This window comes from Mycobacterium sp. 1164985.4 (assembly GCF_001668575.1).
Taxonomy (GTDB): Bacteria; Actinomycetota; Actinomycetes; order Mycobacteriales; family Mycobacteriaceae; genus Mycobacterium.
Map to the genome: position 1 here is coordinate 110,935 of NZ_LZMD01000021.1, position 17,626 is coordinate 128,560.

Genomic DNA, 17,626 nt, shown 5'->3' on the forward strand with positions numbered 1-17,626 from the left:
GGCGCGCGCAGACAAGAAAGCCGGGGCCCGCCCGGACGACCATCGTCGTATGCGACAACTGACCAGCCTCGACGCCCAGTTCCTGGCCATGGAAAACGATCGCGTGCAGGGCCACGTCAGCGTCCTCGGTGTCTACGAGTCGCACACCGCGGCCGGCCTGCCGTTGGATGCGGAGCTCGTCCGAGACGTCATCGGCAGCCGCTTGCATCTGTTGCCGACCTTCCGCTGGCGGCTCGCCCAGGTCCCGTTCGCTCTGGACTACCCGTACTGGGTCGACGACGGCACTTTCGACATCGAGTACCACGTGCGTGAACTCGCGCTCCCGTCACCGGGTGACGCGCGCCAGCTCGCCGAGCAGGTGGCTCGCATCATCGGCCGCCAACTCGACCGGGCCCGCCCGCTTTGGGAGGTGTACGTGATCCACGGCCTCGCCGACGGCGGTGTCGCGGTGCTGACGAAGATGCACCACGCCGCGGTCGATGGCGTGTCCGGCGCCGAGGTGATGAGCATCCTGCTCGACGACACGACGGGTCGCGAGCGCAAACCCGCGCCGGAGGTCGTCGCCGAGAGCTTTCCCTCGGAGGTGGAAATGCTGGGCCGCGGCCTGGTGGGCCTGCTGCGCCAGCCGCTTCGGATACTGCGCGCCGGCCCGACAGCGTTGCCGCACCTCGACGATGTGCCGACCATTCGGCACCTGCCCGGCGTGAAGGCCGTTGCGCGCGGCAGCCGGTTGGTCAAGCGCGCGTTGCGGGGCGGCGCCGGCGGTGCGACTTTGCGGGGCAGCGACATCTCCGCGCCGCGCACCCGGTTCCAGGCCCGCGTGTCACCGCACCGCCGCGTCGCCTTCGGCTCGTTACCACTCGGCGAGGTCAAAGACGTCAAGAACACGTTCGGGTGCACCGTCAACGACGTCGTCCTGGCCATCTGCACCGCAGGTCTGCGGTCCTGGCTCGGCGACCAGTCCGAGCTGCCCGACGAGCCGCTGGCCAGCTTCATCCCGATGTCGGTGCGAACCCCGGAGCAGCGCGGCACCTTCGGCAACCGGGTCTCGGTGATGTTGACCGCCCTGCCCACCGACGAGGCCGATCCGGTTGTGCGGCTACGCCGCATCAACGAGGCGATGAGCGACGCCAAGGAGCGCCACCGCGCGCTGCCCGCATCGCTGCTGCAGGACGCCAACCACTTCATCCCGCCGGCGCTGTTCGCTCAGGCGGCCAGGGCGACGTCGCGGCTGGCTGGCCTGCGCGGGCTCAATCAGCCTGCGAACGTGATGATCTCGAATGTTCCGGGCCCGTCGGCCCCGCTGTACCTCGGTGGTGCCCGCCAGCGCGCGCAGTTCCCGGTTTCGGGGGTGCTGGACGGAATCGGCATCAACATCACCGTGATGAGCTACCAGGACTCGCTCGAGTTCGGCATCGTCGTCGACCGCGAACTCGTCGGCGACCCGTGGCCGATCCTCGACGCTCTGCGCGTCGGCCTGGACGAGCTGCGTGAAGCCGCCCATGCGGCGAATTCAACTGTGTCACAGAGCAAGAAGCCCCCCAATCGCAGGAAGGCGACCTCATGACCGCACACATGCTGCGCAGCAACAGCATGGACGACTACCCGCTCACGCTGACCGCCATCGTGGAACGCGCCGAACGGTTCCACGCCGACCAGTCGGTCGTGTCACGCCGGCCGTCGGGGGCGATCACCCGGACGACCCTCGGCACTTGCGCAAGTCGGGCGCGGCGGCTCGCCGGAGCACTGTCGGCACTCGGTGTTCGCGAGGGCGAACCGGTGGCCACTCTGCTGTGGAACCAGAGCGAACACCTCGAACTGTATTTCGCAATTCCCGCCATGGGTGCGGTCATCCACACACTCAACCCCCGGCTGTTCCCCGACGAACTGGGCTTCATCGTCGGTGACGCCGAGGACAACGTGATTGTCGTCGACGAGTCGTTGTTGGAGGTGTTCGAAAGCTTCCGCAGCGCACGCTCTTTCACACATGTCATCGTCGTCGCGCACACCAGCGAAGCGCCGGCGGGAACGCTGGACTACGAGTCGCTGATAGCCGACGCCGACCCTGTCGAGTGGCCCGCGCTCGACGAGTCCCGCGCGGCGGCGATGTGCTACACATCCGGCACCACCGGGCGGCCCAGGGGGGTCGTCTATTCCCACCGCGCGCTCACGTTGCATTCGCTCGTCGCCGCGCTGCCCGACCAGCTGGCGGTATCGGCACACGACACCGTTCTTCCCGTGGTGCCGATGTTTCACGCCAACGCGTGGGGCCTGCCGTACGCCGCGGCGCTGGCCGGCGCCCGCCTGGTATTGCCGGGGCCGCGGCTGGATGCCGAGAGCGTGCTCGACCTGTGTGCCGCTGAACGGGTCACGATGACAGCGGGTGTACCGACGGTGTGGATGGGGATGCTCGCGGCACTCGACGCCGAACCGGACAAGTGGGACCTGTCCGAGCTGAACCAATTGATCGTCGGGGGCGCGGCCGTGCCGCGGTCGATGTTCGAGGGGTTCGACCGCCACGGCTTGACCGTCGTGCAGGCGTGGGGCATGACCGAGACCGCACCGCTGGGAGCGGTCTGCCGGCTGCCGGGGCACCTCTTCGAGAGCGAGCGTGCCGAGCAGTACAGGCATCGCACCCGGCAGGGTGTCGCCACCCCGTTCTTCGAGATCCGGGCGCGCGATGACAACGGAGCCCTCATCGCCTGGGACGACGCTGCCATGGGCGAGCTGGAGGTGCGCGGTCCATGGGTGGCGTCGAGTTACCACGGCAGGCGGGGCGCCGAGAGCTTCACGCCCGACGGCTGGTTCCGCACCGGGGACGTGGTAGGGATCGACCCGCATGGCTGCATCCGGATCTGCGATCGGTCGAAAGACCTCGTCAAGTCCGGCGGCGAGTGGATCTCCTCGGTGGACCTGGAGAACCAGCTGATGTCGCACGCCGCCGTCGCGCAGGCTGCCGTGATCGCGGTGCCCGACGACCGCTGGGGCGAGCGCCCACTGGCCGTCGTGGTGCTCCGCGACGGCGGGCGGGCGTCGGCCGATGAACTGCGCGACCACCTGGCCCAGGAGTTCGCCAAGTGGCAACTGCCCGACCGGTTCGAGTTCATGGAAGCGATCCCCTGCACCGCCACCGGCAAGTTCAAGAAATCCGTCCTGCGAAACCTGTTCACCACAACCTGAAAGGACCCACCATGAGCAGATTCGACATCACCCAGACCAACCGGGCCGTGGAACGCTTGATCGAGACCACGGACAACCCGCGTCATCTCTACCTGCTGCACGCCTACAACCGGCACCGCTACCTGGAGATGGCCGGCCGGTACGAGGAGATCTTCGCTCCGGACATGACGGTCGAGAAACCCGTCTACCACTTCAACATGCTCGGCAAGAGCGTGACCGTCGAGGGCGCGGATGCCGTCAAGGCGCTGTACCGGCAATGGCGGGACACGGCGCAGTGCGTTTTCTATGTCGACGACGAGAAGCTGGCGGTCAGCGACGACATGATCGTGTCGACCTCGTTCATCTACCAACAAACCCCCGGCGCCATCCTGGCGGCCGAGGGGGTGCCCGCCGATCCTCAGGCCACCTATCTGGTCAAGACCGCCGAGCACATGATCTGGCCCTACGAAGACGGACTGCTCGTCGGTGAGGACGTGTGGGAGTACGACGAGACCGCACGCGAGTTCATCATGCTCGACCCGGCCGACGTGCTCACCATCGAACAGTCCGCTGCGCTGCTCGACCCGCTGATCAAGCCGCTGCCAGAACACAATCCGTTCCTGCGGTGACCACAGCCCGCAGTGTCTAGGGTGATGAGTCGGAACCGGCGAAAGGACCACGATGCCCGAACGTGCTGACACCGATGTGGTCGCCCCGAAGCTGCCGTGGGGTGAGGCACTACCGTTTCCTCCCACGCCGTCGGCGAGCGTCGCAGGGCGCACGCTGCAGGAGTCGGCGTACACCCAGCGGGTGGTCCCCCGTCGTCTGCATGACGACGCGCCCAACATCGTGATCGTGCTCATCGACGACGCTGGACCGGGGCTGCCGAGCACCTTCGGCGGTGAAGTCCGCACCGACACCATGGACCGGGTCTGCGCCGAGGGTGTGTCTTACAACAGGTTTCACACCACCGCGATGTGCTCACCAACCCGCGCGTCGCTGCTCACCGGACGCAACCACCATGAGATCGGCAACGGCCAGATCGCCGAACTGGCCAACGACTGGGACGGTTACTCCGGCAAGATTCCGCGGTCCAGCGCGACGGTGGCCGAGGTGCTCAAGCAGTACGGGTACGCCACCTCGGCGTTCGGCAAGTGGCACAACACCCCGGCCGAGGAAACGACAGCGGCGGGTCCGTTCGAGAACTGGCCCACCGGTCTGGGTTTCGAATACTTCTACGGGTTTCTCGCGGGCGAGGCCTCGCAATACGAGCCACATCTGGTCCGCAATACCACCGTCGTCGCCCCGCCGCGGACCCCCGAAGAGGGGTATCACCTGTCGGAGGATCTGGCCGACGACGCGATCTCCTGGTTGCGTCGGCACAAGGCGTTCAGTGCTGAAAAGCCGTTCTTCATGTACTGGGCCAGCGGCTGCCTGCACGGCCCGCACCACATCATGAAGGAATGGGCGGACAGGTATGCCGGAAAGTTCGACGACGGTTGGGACGCCTACCGTCAGCGCGTATTCGAGAGGGCCAAGGAGAAGGGCTGGCTTCCGTCGGACTGCAAGCTCACCGAGCGCGACGAGGCGCTAGCTTCGTGGGACAGCATCCCGGACGACGAGAAGCCGTTCCAGCGTCGTCTCATGGAGGTCGCGGCGGGCTACGCCGAGCACGTCGACGTCCAAGTCGGCCGTCTCGCCGACGAGTTGGACCGGCTCGGCTACGGCGACAACACGCTGTTCCTCTACATCTGGGGCGACAACGGTTCATCGGGTGAAGGCCAGAACGGCACGATCGCCGAACTGTTGGCGCAGAACGGGATTCCGACAACGGTGCGTCAGCACATCGATGCCCTCGACGAGCTCGGCGGCCTGGACGTGCTGGGATCGCCTCTGGTCGACAACCAATACCACGCCGCGTGGGCATGGGCGGGCAGCACACCGTACAAGGGAATGAAGCTGCTCGCCTCCCATCTCGGCGGCACCCGCAACCCGATGGCGGTCAAGTGGCCGGCAAGAATCGCTCCCGATCCGGTACCGCGCGACACCTTCCTGCACTGCAACGACGTGGTGCCCACCATCTACGACGTCGTCGGCATCGAGGCACCGCGCGTGGTCAACGGCGAACCGCAGATTCCGCTCGCCGGAGCGAGTTTCGCGTCCACCCTGGCCGACCGCACGGCCAAGGGCGGCAAAGAGACCCAGTACTTCGAGATCATGGGCAGCCGCGCCATCTACCATCAAGGGTGGATGGCCTGTGCGCGTGGACCTCGGCTGCCGTGGGTGCCCGGTCAGCCCGAGGGCATCGCGACATGGACCCCCGATGACGACATCTGGGAGCTGTACCACCTCGACGAAGACTGGTCGCAGGCCGATGATCTCGCCCAGCAGCACCCCGACAAACTCGCCCAGCTTAGGGAGGTGTTCGCCATCGAGGCGGCGCGCAATTCGGTGCTCCCGATCGGCGGCGGATTGTGGGTGCCGGTCTATCACCCCGAGTTGCGGATCTCCCCGCCGTACCGGGAGTGGGAGTTCTCGGCAGATACGGTGCGCATGCCAGAGTTCTGTGCACCAGCGCTGGGCAACAAGAACAATGTCGTCACGATCGAGGCCGAGGTGCCCGCAAACGCGAACGGTGTGCTGTATGCGCTCGGAGCCGCCGCCGGAGGGTTGACCTGCTATCTCGACGACGGGTACTTGTGCTACGAGTACAACCTGTTCATCCTGCAGCGCACCAAGATCCGGTCCGGTGCGAAGCTCCCCCCGGGACGCACCACCATCTCGGTTCAGACCCGCTACGCCGAACAGCGACCCGCCGGGCCTCTGAACATCATGCTGGTCGTCGGAGGCAAAACCGTTGCGACGGGCCGGGTTCCGGTGAGCGCGCCGTTGTTGTTCACCGCCAACGACTGCCTCGACATCGGCACCTGCCTCGGCTCACCGGTTTCGCTGGACTACCGCGAGCGCGCCCCGTTCCCGTTCGAGGGTCGCATCGACCGCGTCCATGTCGCCTACACCTGAGATTCGGCGGATCGGTCATACGGCAGCCTGTGTATCGGAGGTCACCTATCACCTGCCCCCATGGACTCGGCTGCGGCGATGTGGGCGCTGAACTCCGCACGTTCAGCGGCTGAGCGGTATCGGCGAACCCAGCTCAGATACTCCTCGGGGTCTCCCGCCGATCTGGCCAACAGCGCCCGCAGGCGCAGAATCGCGATCTCGTGCAATACGAACCCCGGTTCGATGGGTCCTGCGGTCAGCCGGTCGACGGCGGCTCGCGCGCGCTGAAGGTCACCGCTCCGCCCGTCCGTCAGCAACGCTTCGACGAGCACGGTGGTCGCCGCGCCTCGGGTGAACATCTCACCGGTCGCGAAAGCCTGCGCCAGGATCGCCTCGGCCATCGTGATCGCACCGCCGAAGTCCCCCGCCATAGCTTTGCAACGGGCAATCTCGACATCCGCAATCCGCCGGAGCCCATTCGACAGTCGTGACAGATAGTCATGCGCAGCCAGCAACAAGCCTAAACCGGCCTCGCGATTCTCCGGTCCCGCGTGAATCAAGGTGATTCCGCGAATGAGCCTGATCAAGGTGATCGCCGTCGGGTCCCCAGACTCATTGGCCTCTCGCAGCCACTCTGCGGTGTAAGCGATCGCGCTCGCGTCGGGGCTTAGCGTCCCGTACTGGTAAGCCAGGACATACCTGTATAGCGCTGCGTTGCAGCGCGATGTGATGTCGAACCGTAAGGCGATCTCGAGCCCGTGGTCGAGGTCTGCGAGCCAACCCGCCCTGCACATGCACATCTTCGCGGTACCCCGCAGCGTGTAGGCCCACGCCAGCGGAGAGGCCACCATGATGTCTCCCATGGCAGCATCGCCATCGGCGAGGCTGATCGCCCGCTCACAGAATCTGAGACATTCGCTCGCTTCACCGGCTTCGTACTTCGCTTGTGCCGCAGCGGGAAGAAGCCCAACCGTGATCGTCGGATCTCCGATCGACTCGACGAGCTCAACGAATTCGGAGGCCAACTGAGAGGCTTCGCGATGATGCGACATGAAGGCCAGAGTCGTCAGATGCCCTGCCATACCGATGGCCAGGGAGGTCTTGTCGCCCGCGAGCGAAGTGAGCCTTTGTAATTCGTCGAAGCCGGTTTCAGCTGGCCCTCCGCCCACCCGAAACGTCGTCGCGCAGATCAGCGTTCGCGGTGCGATCTGGCACGCGAGTCGATCGGGGTGGCCAGCGGGCAGCCGGTCGGCGACACCACGCGCCCGCTGCCAGCTCGTACGCGCGGCCCGGTGGTCCCGATAGTTGAACCACGAACCCGCACGCATATGCCACTGGAACGCTTCGCGGAAATCGCCTGCCGCCTCCCACTGCGTTGCGATCAGCGCGGCGTTCTCGTCAACTTGGTCGATGGCCGTGGCAAGGCGGCGATGCAGCTTCTCCCGGTCGGCGCGCAACTGTGAGTTGTAAGCAACATCCCGTATCAGCGGATGGCGAAAGGCGTACTCGCCACGGGCTGTCGCGGACATCGCGATGATCAGCTCGCCGTCGATCAGCGGTGCCAACTCGGCGTCGGGCGTCAACTTCTCGACGAGGTCCGCACTGAACAGCGATCCGATCACGGCCGCCGCCTGCAGGGTCCGCTTCGCCCGTTCGTCTAGCCGGTCGATGCGCGCAGCGATCGCTGCCTGCAGCGTGGCGGGTACGTGGATGTCCTGGATGGGTGTCAGGCACCGGTAACCGCCACGGACCCCGCACAGCACGCCGCGCTCGGCGAGGTCCCTGACGATCTCCTCGGCGAAGAACGGGACGCCGGCGGCTCGTTCGGTGACCAGACCGGCCAGGACCTCGATCGACGGGTCGGCGCCGAGCAGTTCGGCCGTCAGCTCGGCACTCTTGGAATCATCAAGCGGCGCAAGTTCTATCGTCTCGATATCTGCAACCGTCGATAGAGGGCCGTGATACTCCGGCCGATAGGTCACCAGCATCGCTGAGCGAGTCCGAGGCAGCATGGAGGCCAGCTCCGCGAGCACTTCCTCGCTTACGACATCGATCCAGTGCAAGTCTTCCACGACATAGACCGCGGGTGTTGTGCGGTCGACGAGTGCGGATTCAAGCATGTAGATCAGGCGCCGGCGGCGGGCGTCGGGACTGATTTCTATCTGCGCTGCATCGAGGTCCCGGATTCCGAGCAGGTCATCGAGCAGCGATGCGTCCTGGTCGTCGTGATCAGGGAGCAGATCACGAAGTCGAGCCCGCGCCTGCTCCGGCTGCAGGTCGCTGACTCCCATCGCGACGCGCAGCATTTGCGCGATGACATGGAACGAGATTTCGCGGGTGTGTGATTCGCAGTAGCTATAGAAGATTTCCGCACCGACGGCTTGCGCTGTGTAATCCCGGACCAACCGGCTCTTGCCGATGCCCGGCGGCCCGACGACCGCGACAACACGGCCACCGCCGTCGAGGGCCGTCTTCAACGCTTCGCGAATCGCGGCCATCTCGCAGTCACGCCCGATCAGACGGGATTCGTTCGTCATGATGCGGTGGTGTTCGTCGACGGTCAGCAGCGGATGCGCCCGGACCGGATCGATACCACCCTTGATGCGCACCATGCGCGGCTCACCCAGCACCGCTTGGTGTTCGACGAGCCTGGCGGTCGATGCACTGAGCATCACACCACCGGGATCAGCGACGGACTCCATCCGCTGGGCCAGCCCTACGTGTCGACCGGACACCGTGTACTTCATCGGTCCCGTGTCGATGTCGCCGACAACCACCTCCCCCGAGTTCAACCCGACCCGCACTTGAAGAGCGACACCGTCGCGTTGGCGCACATCGGCGGCCAAAATGCGGGCCTGTGCCTGGACGTCCAGCGCGGCCAGACAGGCACGCAGCGCGTGATCCTCCATCGCAACGGGCGCCCCGAACAAGGCCATGAACCCATCGCCGGTGAACTGGTTCATCGTGCCGCCATACCGCTGCACCACCGCCCCGGACCGTTCGACGAGCTCTGTCATCAACTCGCGTAAACGTTCGGCACCGAGCTTCTCGGCAATGTCCATCGACCGCACGACATCGGCGAACAGGATCGTCACCTGTTTGTACTCGGTCAAATGGTCGGGCTTCGACAGTGCATGGCCGCAGGCGTCACAGAACCGCGCGTGCTCTCGTGGCTGGGCACCGCATTGTTCGCACGGTGGCTGCGCTGTCGTCACATCAGTTCTTCGCAGGTCGGGGCCGTCGCTACGGTGCATTGTCCGTCGACAACCGCACCCGGTCCCGGCTTCGGACGAAGTCTCGCTCCGGGTACTTCGCATATCAACCAAGCCAACTTCGTGCCGGTCTCCGACACCTTTCTCAGAAGCGACATCGCCCGCTCGCGGCGTAGCGTCGGACGCGATGTGTCAGTACTGCGGGTGCCGTGACTTGCCGCTGATCCGCGACTACATCGCGGAGCACGCCCATGTCCTCAACCTGGGCGGCGAGGCCGTCCGCCGCATAGACCGCGGTGACCTCGACACCGCGCGACGCCTGCTGACCGAGATGGCCGAGGCACTCGAGTCCCACTGGCGCGGCGAGGAGGAGGGCCTGCTCAAGGTGCTCCAACGCGAGGAGTTGTTCGCCGAACACATCGAGCCTCTGATTCGTGAGCACCGCGAACTCGCCGACCTGCTCGCCTCGGTGGATCTGGCCAGGGAGGCCGATCAGCAAGCCGTGCGCGTCGCCGTCGAGGACCTCTGGGAGCACACCCGCAAGGAAGAGGACGGCATCTTCCCCGCCTCGCTCACGGAATTGGACGGCGAGGACTGGGACGCCGCGATCGCGGCGTGGCACGAGGCACATCCCGACCGCGAGATGGTCAAGTGGGGGGTGTGACGAGCGGCCGTCCCTAAGGTGGAGAGATGACCGCTGCACAACGGGAACGCGCCGCACTCGTCGAGACCATGCGCGAGGTGGGTCCCGACGCTCCCACGCTGTGCGGAGACTGGACGACCCGTGATCTCGCCGCGCACCTTGTGGTGCGCGAACGCAGGCTCGACGCCACGCCGGGCATCATGGTCCCCGCGCTCGCCGGTTACACCGACAGGGTCCAGCGGCAGACGGCCCAGGGCTCCGAGTGGGAAGGACTGCTCGACAAGGTTGCGTCGGGCCCGCCGCTGTTCTCGCCGTTCAAGCTGCTTGACCCGGTGGCCAATATGGGCGAGATGTACATCCACCATGAGGATGTCCGCCGCGCCCAATCTGGTTGGGAACCGAGGCCTCTCGACGACGCCACGGTCACAGCGCTGACTCGTCCGCTGCCCGTGATGGCCCGGCTGACCCTGGCCAAGACCCCTGCGCGGCTCACCCTGCGCACCCCGCAGGGCAAGACGCTCGCCACCGTTGGAAAGGGGCCCGCGCTGGGCATCGTCGGCGAGGCGCAGGAATTGCTGCTGTTCGTCTCCGGTCGCGACGAGGTTAGCGTCGAGTTCGAGGGCGACGCAGCCGTGGTCGACGCCGTCCGCAAGAACCGGCGCGGGCTGTAGCCGCAGTTTCAGTCCGCGTGTCAGTGCCGCGTGATAGTGTCGAACACATGTTCGACTCCACGCACTTGGCGGAAGTGGACCCATGCGTGGACGAGGCTGCTCTGGTCGAGCGGATCGCCTGGTTGGAGCGGGTGAAGTCGGCCGCCGCGGCGGGGCAGGCCCGAGCTTCGGCACTGCTCGACGCTTCACGTCGCGCCAGTGAGGCCGCCGCCGGCGTGCCCGCGGCCAAACGGGGTCGCGGGGTTTCCAGCGAAATTGCCTTGGCGCGGCGCGTCTCGCCGTCGCAGGGTGGTCGCCATCTCGGGTTCGCCAAGGCGTTGGTCGATGAAATGCCCCACACGCTGGCCGCGTTGGAGGGCGGGGTCCTGTCGGAGTGGCGGGCGACACTGATCGTGCGTGAGTCCGCCTGTCTGAGCGTGGAGCACCGCCGCGCGCTGGATGACGAGATGTGCTCGGATGTACAGACTTTGGAGGGGAAGGGCGACGCACGGATCGCCGCAGATGCCAAAGCCATCGCCTACCGGCTCGATCCTCAGGCGTTCGTTGAGCGCGCGGCGAGAGCCGAGGCCGATCGCACCGTGACCATCCGGCCCGCGCCCGACACGATGGCCTATTTGACCGCGCTGCTGCCCATGCGCCAGGGAGTGTCCGTCTACGCCGCGCTCAAGCGTGCCTCCGACAGCACCTTCGACAACCGGGGACGCGGTCAGGTGATGGCCGACACCTTGGTGGAGCGGGTCACCGGTCGGCCTGCCGAGGTTCCCGAGCCGATCGCGGTGAACCTGGTGATGTCGGATGAGACGTTGGTGAGTGAGGACAACAGTCCCGCGCTCGTCGACGGTTACGGTCCGATACCAGCCGCGGTGGCGCGCACGCTTGTCCAAACCGCCGCCTTGGACAAGCGGTCGCGGGCCACGCTGCGGCGGCTGTACAGGCGTCCGGACTCGGGGGCGCTGGTAGCGATGGAGTCGCGCTCGCGACGCTTCCCGCGGGCGATGGCCCGCTTCATCGGATTACGCGATCAACGATGTCGCACTCCCTACTGTGATGCACCGATCCGCCATCGCGATCACGCGGTGCCCGCACATCGTGGTGGCCCAACGCATCTGGTCAATGGGCTGGGTCTGTGCGAGCGGTGCAACTACGTCAAGGAGACTCCGGGCTGGCAGGTGCAAACCTGCCAGGTCGACGGTACCCACCACGCCGAGTTCACCACGCCAACCGGCGCGCATTACCACTCGGCCGCCCCACGGCTACCCGGCCACTCGGTGGTTCGCTTGAGCGAAGTCGAAGCACGCATCGGTGTCGCGCTGACCAACCTGCATGCCGCCTAAGCTGGCAGCCGTGGGCTCATCGGTGGATTTCCGGGTTTTCGTCGAACCGCAGCAGGGCGCGTCGTACGCCGATCAACTCGCCGTCGCGCAGACCGCAGAGGAGCTGGGCTTCTCCGCGTTCTTCCGCTCCGATCACTACCTGGCGATGAGCGGCGACGGGCTGCCCGGCCCGACTGACTCCTGGGTCACCCTGGCCGGCATCGCCCGGGAGACGTCGACAATCCGCCTCGGCACCATGGTGACGTCGGCGACCTTCCGTTATCCGGGGCCGCTGGCGATCTCCGTCGCCCAGGTCGACGAGATGAGCGGCGGCCGCGTGGAATTCGGTATCGGCACGGGCTGGTTCGAAGCCGAACACAAGGCGTACGCGATCCCGTTTCCGTCGCTTCGCGAACGCTTCGACCGGCTCAGCGAACAGCTCGACATCATCACCGGACTCTGGACGACGCCGCAGGATGAGACGTTCGACTACGCCGGTCAGCACTATACGATCATCGACTCCCCCGGCCTGCCCAAGCCCGCGCAGTCGCCACACCCACCGGTCATCATCGGTGGCCAGGGCGCCAAGCGGACGCCGGCGCTCGCGGCCAGGTTCGCCTCCGAGTTCAACGTGCCGTTCGTGCCACTGGAGACGGTCACGACGCAGTTCGAGCGGGTTGCTGCGGCCGTCGCCGACGCCGGCCGATCCGCGGACTCGATGACGTACTCCGCGGCGTTCGTGCTGTGCGCGGGCCGCGACGAAGACGAGATCGCCCGCCGAGCAGCCGCGATCGGGCGTGAGGTCGACGAGCTTCGCAGCAACTCCCCCACGGTGGGCACGCCCGCCGAGATCGTCGACAAGCTGGGACCATTCCTGCAGGCCGGCGTGCAGCGGATATACCTGCAGGTTCTCGACATGTCGGATCTGGGGCACCTCGAGTTCTTCGCGCGCGAGGTTTTGCCACAGCTGCGCTGAACAGGCGCGCACGGGCCACCGGCCCTACGATCAGTGGCCGTGCCCGGCGGCAACGGCAACGATCATCGCGGCGGTGGAGACCCGCCGCCGCAGCCCTGGTACAACCGCACCCCCGAGGTCGTCGGCGCGAGCCTTCTCGGCCTGGCCGCGATCGGACTACTCGTGCTGGCGATCTCCTTCTTCGCTGCGCGGTTCAACGAGCAGACGCCGGCGCCGGTGGATTTCATCGAGCCGACGTTCACGGCGACCGAGACCCCGACGGGCCCCTCCGCGACCCTCACGACAGGAACCATCACGAGCACCAGCCCACCACAGACCACCGAGATCAACGACCCCCTGCCGTCGGAGTCGACGACCTCGAGCAGCGAGACGACTTCGGGCACCGAGACCACGTCCAGCAGCTCGACGACGACCAGCCGGACACCGCCCAGCAGTGAGGCCGGCGAGGCCGAGGAGCCCACTACGACCCGCACGACGCGCCGACCCCGGACGAATGTGACGCGCACGCTCAATCCGTACCCCTGAGCGCCTACTATCGATGGCCGTGGCGCGATACGGACCTCCGGACGACCCGAACAACCCCGACAACGAACCCACGGCGTACATCAATTACGGCGACGGGGGTCCCGGGCTGCCGCCCGGGGAGCCGGAACCGTGGTACCGCAAGCCGGCGGCGCTGGTCGCGTTCGGCGCGATCGGCGCCCTGCTCGTCGCCCTCATCGTGTGGCTGCTCGCGTCCTTGATCAGTGGCGACGACTCGACGACCGAACGCACCTCGCTGACGCCGTTGACCACGACCTCGCGCTCCGTCGTCCCAACCACCTCGCTGTCCCCGCAGACCGTGACGGAGACCATCACCGCGCCGCCGGAAACCACCACGACCACCGAGCCGACGACCACCACGACGACGACCACCACGACCACCCCGCCGACTACGAGCATCAGCACCGAAACCAGCACCGAAACCGTGACCGAGACGGTGACGGAGTCGCCCACCCCCTAGCCACCGCTCAGCGGCCCTGGCCTGATTGGCCGCTCAGCGGCCCTGGCCTGATTGGCCGCTCAGCGGCCCTGGCCTGATTGGCCGCGGGCCGCGTACTCCGCGACCAAAGCCTCCGCGCTGCGCACCGCCGCCCGGCAGGCCCGAGTCGTGAACGGGTCGTTCAGCGGGTGCTCGGCACGCCTGCGCCAGCGCTGTGCCGCCGCGAACGCCGCCCGCGGCCCGTCGTAAGGATTGTCCGGTTGAAGGCCAAGCCTGCTGGCCGCGTCGGTACCCGAACCGCCGATGATGCGGCGCAGCGAGGCCATCTCGTCGTCATTCAAAGTCGTTGGCCGCGAACGTAACTGGCTCAACAGGCGCAACTCCTCGAACGCGTGCGTATCGGCCAGCAGCGGGTCGATGTCGGCGAGGATGTACGGGGTGGCGTAGATCGGGTTCGTCTGTACGAACTGCCGCAGCGACAACAACGCCGTGTGCGCCTTGAGCAGATCCGACCGCTGCGCGAACTGCTGATCGATGACCTCCCGAAGCGCCAACAGCCCGCTGCGCTCCAACAACTCGTCGGCCAGTGCCACCGAATCGCTGACACCGGCGCGCAGCACTGCGATCGAGATCCGGATTCCGAACATGCCGAACCGGTCCAGCAGCGCCGCTCTGGTCGCGGCGTCGACGGGCAGCGAACTGTCCTCGCGGACGAAGCGGTCCACCGACAACATCGCCTTCGTCAGCTCGGCGGCGTCCACGCCGGCGAGCTTCTCCAACGCGACGAATTCGCTCTGCCGCAACGTTCGTGCCGTCAACGCCAGCAGCCCGGACACCGGCACCACGGCCTGGCATGTTCCGGTGCGCTCCATCTCCGCGGTGAAGCGCGTCGCGACGTCCTTGGCTGACAACATCGCATCGATGCGCCCGGCCCCGATCTCGTCCGCGCGCGAGGCCACGCCGATCACCCCCAACGCGCCCGCCGACCCGCCGACCAGTTCGCCGATCTGCTTGAGCAGCGCGATATCGGCGGCGTTCAGTGTCCGCAGCAGGAAGACGACCGCGTCGACGCGCGGCACCCCGTCCTCGGGCACGAGTAGGCGCAGGGTACGCTCCGAAACGTCCCGGGACAACGACGAGGTGCCGGGGGTGTCGATGATGGTGGTGTCGATCAGCTCGGCGGCCGGCCACTCGACATCGAGGTCGACGATGTCTTCGGGGTCGAGCGTCGCGAAGTCGAACGTCAGGCCGCCCTCGTTGGGATCGCGTCCGATCGGCACGTTGGATCGCCTGCCGCCGCGATGATTAGCGGTCACCTTCGGTGTGGGTCCATGCCGGAACCACGTCACGATTCGGGTGGCCTCCGTCGCGTCGGTAGGCGCAATGTCCTCGCCCACAAGCGCATTCACCAACGTCGACTTGCCTGCCTTGAGCGTGCCGGCCAGCGCGATCCGGATCGGCTGGTTGAGCCGACCGCCGATGCGCTCGAGTTCGCGATGCACATCGGGGCGCTGCCGATACGCGGGGTCGGCCTGGTAGGCCTTTATGGTTCCACCCAGGATCGCGCGCACCTGATCGCTCGTGCTCATCTCGCGCTACCCACCAATGCTCCTGGCTGCTCTCCCCGTTCGGCGATGGCCAAGAGTCCAGCTTATGCACCGACGCCGCTATGTGGTCCCAACGGGTTCGGGCGCGGAGCCGGCGGGCAGCAGTTTGACTGCGTGCTCGGTGACCTGATTGAGGATGTTGAGCTGACGCTCGAGTTCCTTGATCCGGCCGTTGCGTTCGGCCTCCTGTACCTGTGCGGCGGCGATGGTCGCCTGCAGCGACTCGTTGAGGGACCGAGAGGTTTGATTGGCGATGCCGCGATAGTGGTCACGCAGCAGCCGCTGCGTCGCCTTGAGCCGGTCGCGCGATTCCTTGCCGACCGCGAACTGCGTGTCGTCGATGAAGCGGCGGGTGTTGGTCTTGGCCTCGTTACGAACCCGCAGCATCCGGTTCTCCATGTTCTCCCGGAACGCCGTACGCCCCATCAGCAGACCCGCGCCGAGGGAGATCGGGTTGAACATGCCCAGGCCCGCGAACGACGTCATCATGCCGAACATCAGCACGCCGCCGTACGACCCCTGCATGCCCATGGTCAGCTTGCGGCCCTTGCCAACCGGTTTGGCTTCGAGCTTGCCCAACGATTTCATCTCCCCGAGGCTGGCGCCCATTCGGCTGGGGTCGAGCTGCGGCATGTTGACCGCGTCGAGACCGGCCTCGACGAACGTGCGGGCCACCTCGGCGGCCAGCGCCTCGGCCCGTCGATAGGCCCAGACGAAGTTGTCGCCGACGGCCGTGGCGACCGCGTTCTCGAGCTCGGCGCCGATCTCGGCCCAGTGATGCGTTGGGTCACAGTTGTCGATGACCTTTTCGATGTGCTGGCTGATGATGCGGAACCGCCCGCGCAGATCGTGGTCGACATCGGCGGTCAGATCGGCGATTCCGTCGTTGAGCACCTGCTGCCACAGCGCGGTCTGCTGCAGCGCGTCCTGGGCCTCCTGCTTGCGGCGTTCCAGGTCCTCCTTCAGCCGGTCCCGGGTCTCGGGGTCGTTGAGCACCGCCAATTCAGCCTTGACCTTGAGCGTCAAATGTTCCGCCGCCGAATAGATCTCGTTCACAACGTGGTCGCGGATCCGGTCGTTCTGCCGCGCCAGCACCTGCTCGCTGAGGAACCTCACGATGGCCGGGAAGTTCGACTCCTCGTTGAGTTCCTTGTCGTTGAGCTGGATGGCGTGGGTGCGCAGCAGCGAGGAGGCCGGGATCATCGGCACGTCCACACCCGCACGCTGCAGATGCGCCTTGTTGGCGTCGACGATCTGGCGCCAGTGGGGATACAGATCCGTCTTGGTCGCGATGATCGTTGCGACACGGCAGATCTCAAATGCCTGTCGCATGAAGGTCATCTCGGGCTCGGTGAACTCCTGACTGGCGTCGCTGCACATTAGCACCGCGTCGGCGTCGGGCAGCAGGCCCAGCGTCGCGGACAGATGCGGTTGACCGTGGCCACCGACGCCCGGGGTGTCGACGAATGCGAGCCCGTTCTTGAGCAGCGGGCTGGCGGCGGTGACCTCCACGCGAATCACCTCGCGTCCGTTGGCCTGCGGGGCCCGTCGCAGATCGTTCTTGATGTCGGCCATCGGGATCTCGACGGCGTCGGGCTCCTCGCCCTCACCGCGCGCCACGATGAGCTTGGCCGCAGCCGTCTCCCCGTACGTCACCACGGTCGGCAGCACCGTGCTCTCGTCATCACCGACCCGCGAGACGGGAACGTTCAGAAGCGAGTTCAACAACTGGCTCTTGCCCTGCTTGAGCTGACCGGCGATCACCACCCGGATCTGCGGATCGGTCATGCGCGCCTTGGCTTTGGCCAGCCGTTCGACCAGATCACCGCGATCGTTGGCGTCGGCGATCCGGCTGGTGTGGTCGATCAGCTCGACGATGACCTTCGTTTGCCTGTCCGGCGCCGCCTGCTTGGCCGGCGTCGCCTGTCGATCATTGCCTTGCGTCATCAAGTCCTCGTATCCGGTTGGGCCGGTGAGTCAACGGTAGACGTGCCGACTGGCGGGGATCGCAGTTTGATCCCCGCCAGTGGCGTTGTGTGCTCGGCTCAGAACAGGCCGGCGTC

The 17,626-nt window shown here is 66.6% G+C and carries 13 protein-coding genes; 10 read left to right on the forward strand and 3 right to left on the reverse strand.

Annotated elements, in window-relative coordinates:
- Positions 1-49: 49 nt before the first annotated feature.
- Genes A5650_RS03100 through A5650_RS03115 form a run of 4 tightly spaced genes read left to right on the forward strand, consistent with a single transcriptional unit; the run spans position 50 to position 6,180 of the window.
- A complete protein-coding gene (locus A5650_RS03100; protein ID WP_067286145.1) occupies positions 50-1,567 on the forward strand; it encodes a WS/DGAT/MGAT family O-acyltransferase in 1,518 nt (505 codons plus the stop codon).
- The gene (locus tag A5650_RS03105; RefSeq protein WP_082950583.1) at positions 1,564-3,180 is read left to right on the forward strand and encodes a long-chain fatty acid--CoA ligase; all 1,617 of its coding nucleotides are present in this window, start codon (positions 1,564-1,566) and stop codon (positions 3,178-3,180) included. The genes A5650_RS03100 and A5650_RS03105 overlap by 4 nt, the downstream gene beginning before the upstream one ends.
- Positions 3,181-3,191: 11 nt before the next feature.
- The gene (locus A5650_RS03110) at positions 3,192-3,788 is read left to right on the forward strand and encodes a hypothetical protein (protein ID WP_067286147.1); all 597 of its coding nucleotides are present in this window, start codon (positions 3,192-3,194) and stop codon (positions 3,786-3,788) included.
- A 52-nt stretch (positions 3,789-3,840) separates the two neighbouring features.
- Positions 3,841-6,180, forward strand: a complete 2,340-nt coding sequence (locus A5650_RS03115) for an arylsulfatase (protein ID WP_067286149.1) — start codon at positions 3,841-3,843, stop codon at positions 6,178-6,180.
- Positions 6,181-6,221: 41 nt separating this feature from the next.
- Here the strand turns inward: A5650_RS03115 and A5650_RS03120 are convergent, their stop codons facing one another.
- The gene (locus A5650_RS03120; protein ID WP_231992511.1) at positions 6,222-9,272 is read right to left on the reverse strand and encodes an ATP-binding protein; all 3,051 of its coding nucleotides are present in this window, start codon (positions 9,270-9,272) and stop codon (positions 6,222-6,224) included.
- 286 nt (positions 9,273-9,558) lie between these two features.
- Between A5650_RS03120 and A5650_RS03125 the strand changes: the two genes are divergently transcribed.
- From A5650_RS03125 to A5650_RS03150, 6 genes are read left to right on the forward strand one after another with little or no spacing between them, the layout of a single operon-like run.
- Entirely contained in the window at positions 9,559-10,035 is a 477-nt protein-coding gene (locus tag A5650_RS03125; RefSeq protein WP_067286151.1) for a hemerythrin domain-containing protein, read from the forward strand.
- A gap of 26 nt (positions 10,036-10,061) precedes the next feature.
- Entirely contained in the window at positions 10,062-10,685 is a 624-nt protein-coding gene (locus tag A5650_RS03130; protein WP_067286153.1) for a TIGR03085 family metal-binding protein, read from the forward strand.
- Positions 10,686-10,732: 47 nt separating this feature from the next.
- Positions 10,733-12,019, forward strand: coding sequence for an HNH endonuclease (locus tag A5650_RS03135; RefSeq protein ID WP_067286155.1), 1,287 nt, complete (start codon positions 10,733-10,735; stop codon positions 12,017-12,019).
- Positions 12,009-12,974, forward strand: coding sequence for an LLM class F420-dependent oxidoreductase (locus A5650_RS03140; protein WP_067286157.1), 966 nt, complete (start codon positions 12,009-12,011; stop codon positions 12,972-12,974). Before A5650_RS03135 ends, A5650_RS03140 begins: the two co-directional genes overlap by 11 nt.
- Before the next feature lie 39 nt (positions 12,975-13,013).
- Complete coding sequence (locus A5650_RS03145; RefSeq protein WP_156743981.1) at positions 13,014-13,499, forward strand: hypothetical protein; 486 nt, start codon at positions 13,014-13,016, stop codon at positions 13,497-13,499.
- A 13-nt stretch (positions 13,500-13,512) separates the two neighbouring features.
- On the forward strand, positions 13,513-13,977 hold the full coding sequence (locus tag A5650_RS03150) for a hypothetical protein (RefSeq protein WP_067286161.1): 465 nt from the start codon (positions 13,513-13,515) through the stop codon (positions 13,975-13,977).
- Between the two features lie 59 nt (positions 13,978-14,036).
- Here A5650_RS03150 and A5650_RS03155 read toward each other — a convergent pair whose 3' ends face one another.
- Together A5650_RS03155 and A5650_RS03160 are read right to left on the reverse strand one after the other, a co-directional pair.
- On the reverse strand, positions 14,037-15,545 hold the full coding sequence (locus tag A5650_RS03155; RefSeq protein ID WP_067286163.1) for a dynamin family protein: 1,509 nt from the start codon (positions 15,543-15,545) through the stop codon (positions 14,037-14,039).
- A gap of 78 nt (positions 15,546-15,623) precedes the next feature.
- Positions 15,624-17,510, reverse strand: coding sequence for a dynamin family protein (locus A5650_RS03160; RefSeq protein WP_067286165.1), 1,887 nt, complete (start codon positions 17,508-17,510; stop codon positions 15,624-15,626).
- Between the last annotated feature and the right edge of the window lie 116 nt (positions 17,511-17,626).

Coding starts and splice junctions, on each gene's coding strand:
- A5650_RS03100 (WP_067286145.1), top strand. CDS start 50: ATGCGACAACTGACCAGCCTCGACGCCCAGTTCCTGGCCATGGAAAAC.
- A5650_RS03105 (WP_082950583.1), top strand. CDS start 1,564: ATGACCGCACACATGCTGCGCAGCAACAGCATGGACGACTACCCGCTC.
- A5650_RS03110 (WP_067286147.1), top strand. CDS start 3,192: ATGAGCAGATTCGACATCACCCAGACCAACCGGGCCGTGGAACGCTTG.
- A5650_RS03115 (WP_067286149.1), top strand. CDS start 3,841: ATGCCCGAACGTGCTGACACCGATGTGGTCGCCCCGAAGCTGCCGTGG.
- A5650_RS03125 (WP_067286151.1), top strand. CDS start 9,559: ATGTGTCAGTACTGCGGGTGCCGTGACTTGCCGCTGATCCGCGACTAC.
- A5650_RS03130 (WP_067286153.1), top strand. CDS start 10,062: ATGACCGCTGCACAACGGGAACGCGCCGCACTCGTCGAGACCATGCGC.
- A5650_RS03135 (WP_067286155.1), top strand. CDS start 10,733: ATGTTCGACTCCACGCACTTGGCGGAAGTGGACCCATGCGTGGACGAG.
- A5650_RS03140 (WP_067286157.1), top strand. CDS start 12,009: ATGCCGCCTAAGCTGGCAGCCGTGGGCTCATCGGTGGATTTCCGGGTT.
- A5650_RS03150 (WP_067286161.1), top strand. CDS start 13,513: ATGGCCGTGGCGCGATACGGACCTCCGGACGACCCGAACAACCCCGAC.
- A5650_RS03155 (WP_067286163.1), bottom strand. CDS start 15,545: ATGAGCACGAGCGATCAGGTGCGCGCGATCCTGGGTGGAACCATAAAG.
- A5650_RS03160 (WP_067286165.1), bottom strand. CDS start 17,510: ATGACGCAAGGCAATGATCGACAGGCGACGCCGGCCAAGCAGGCGGCG.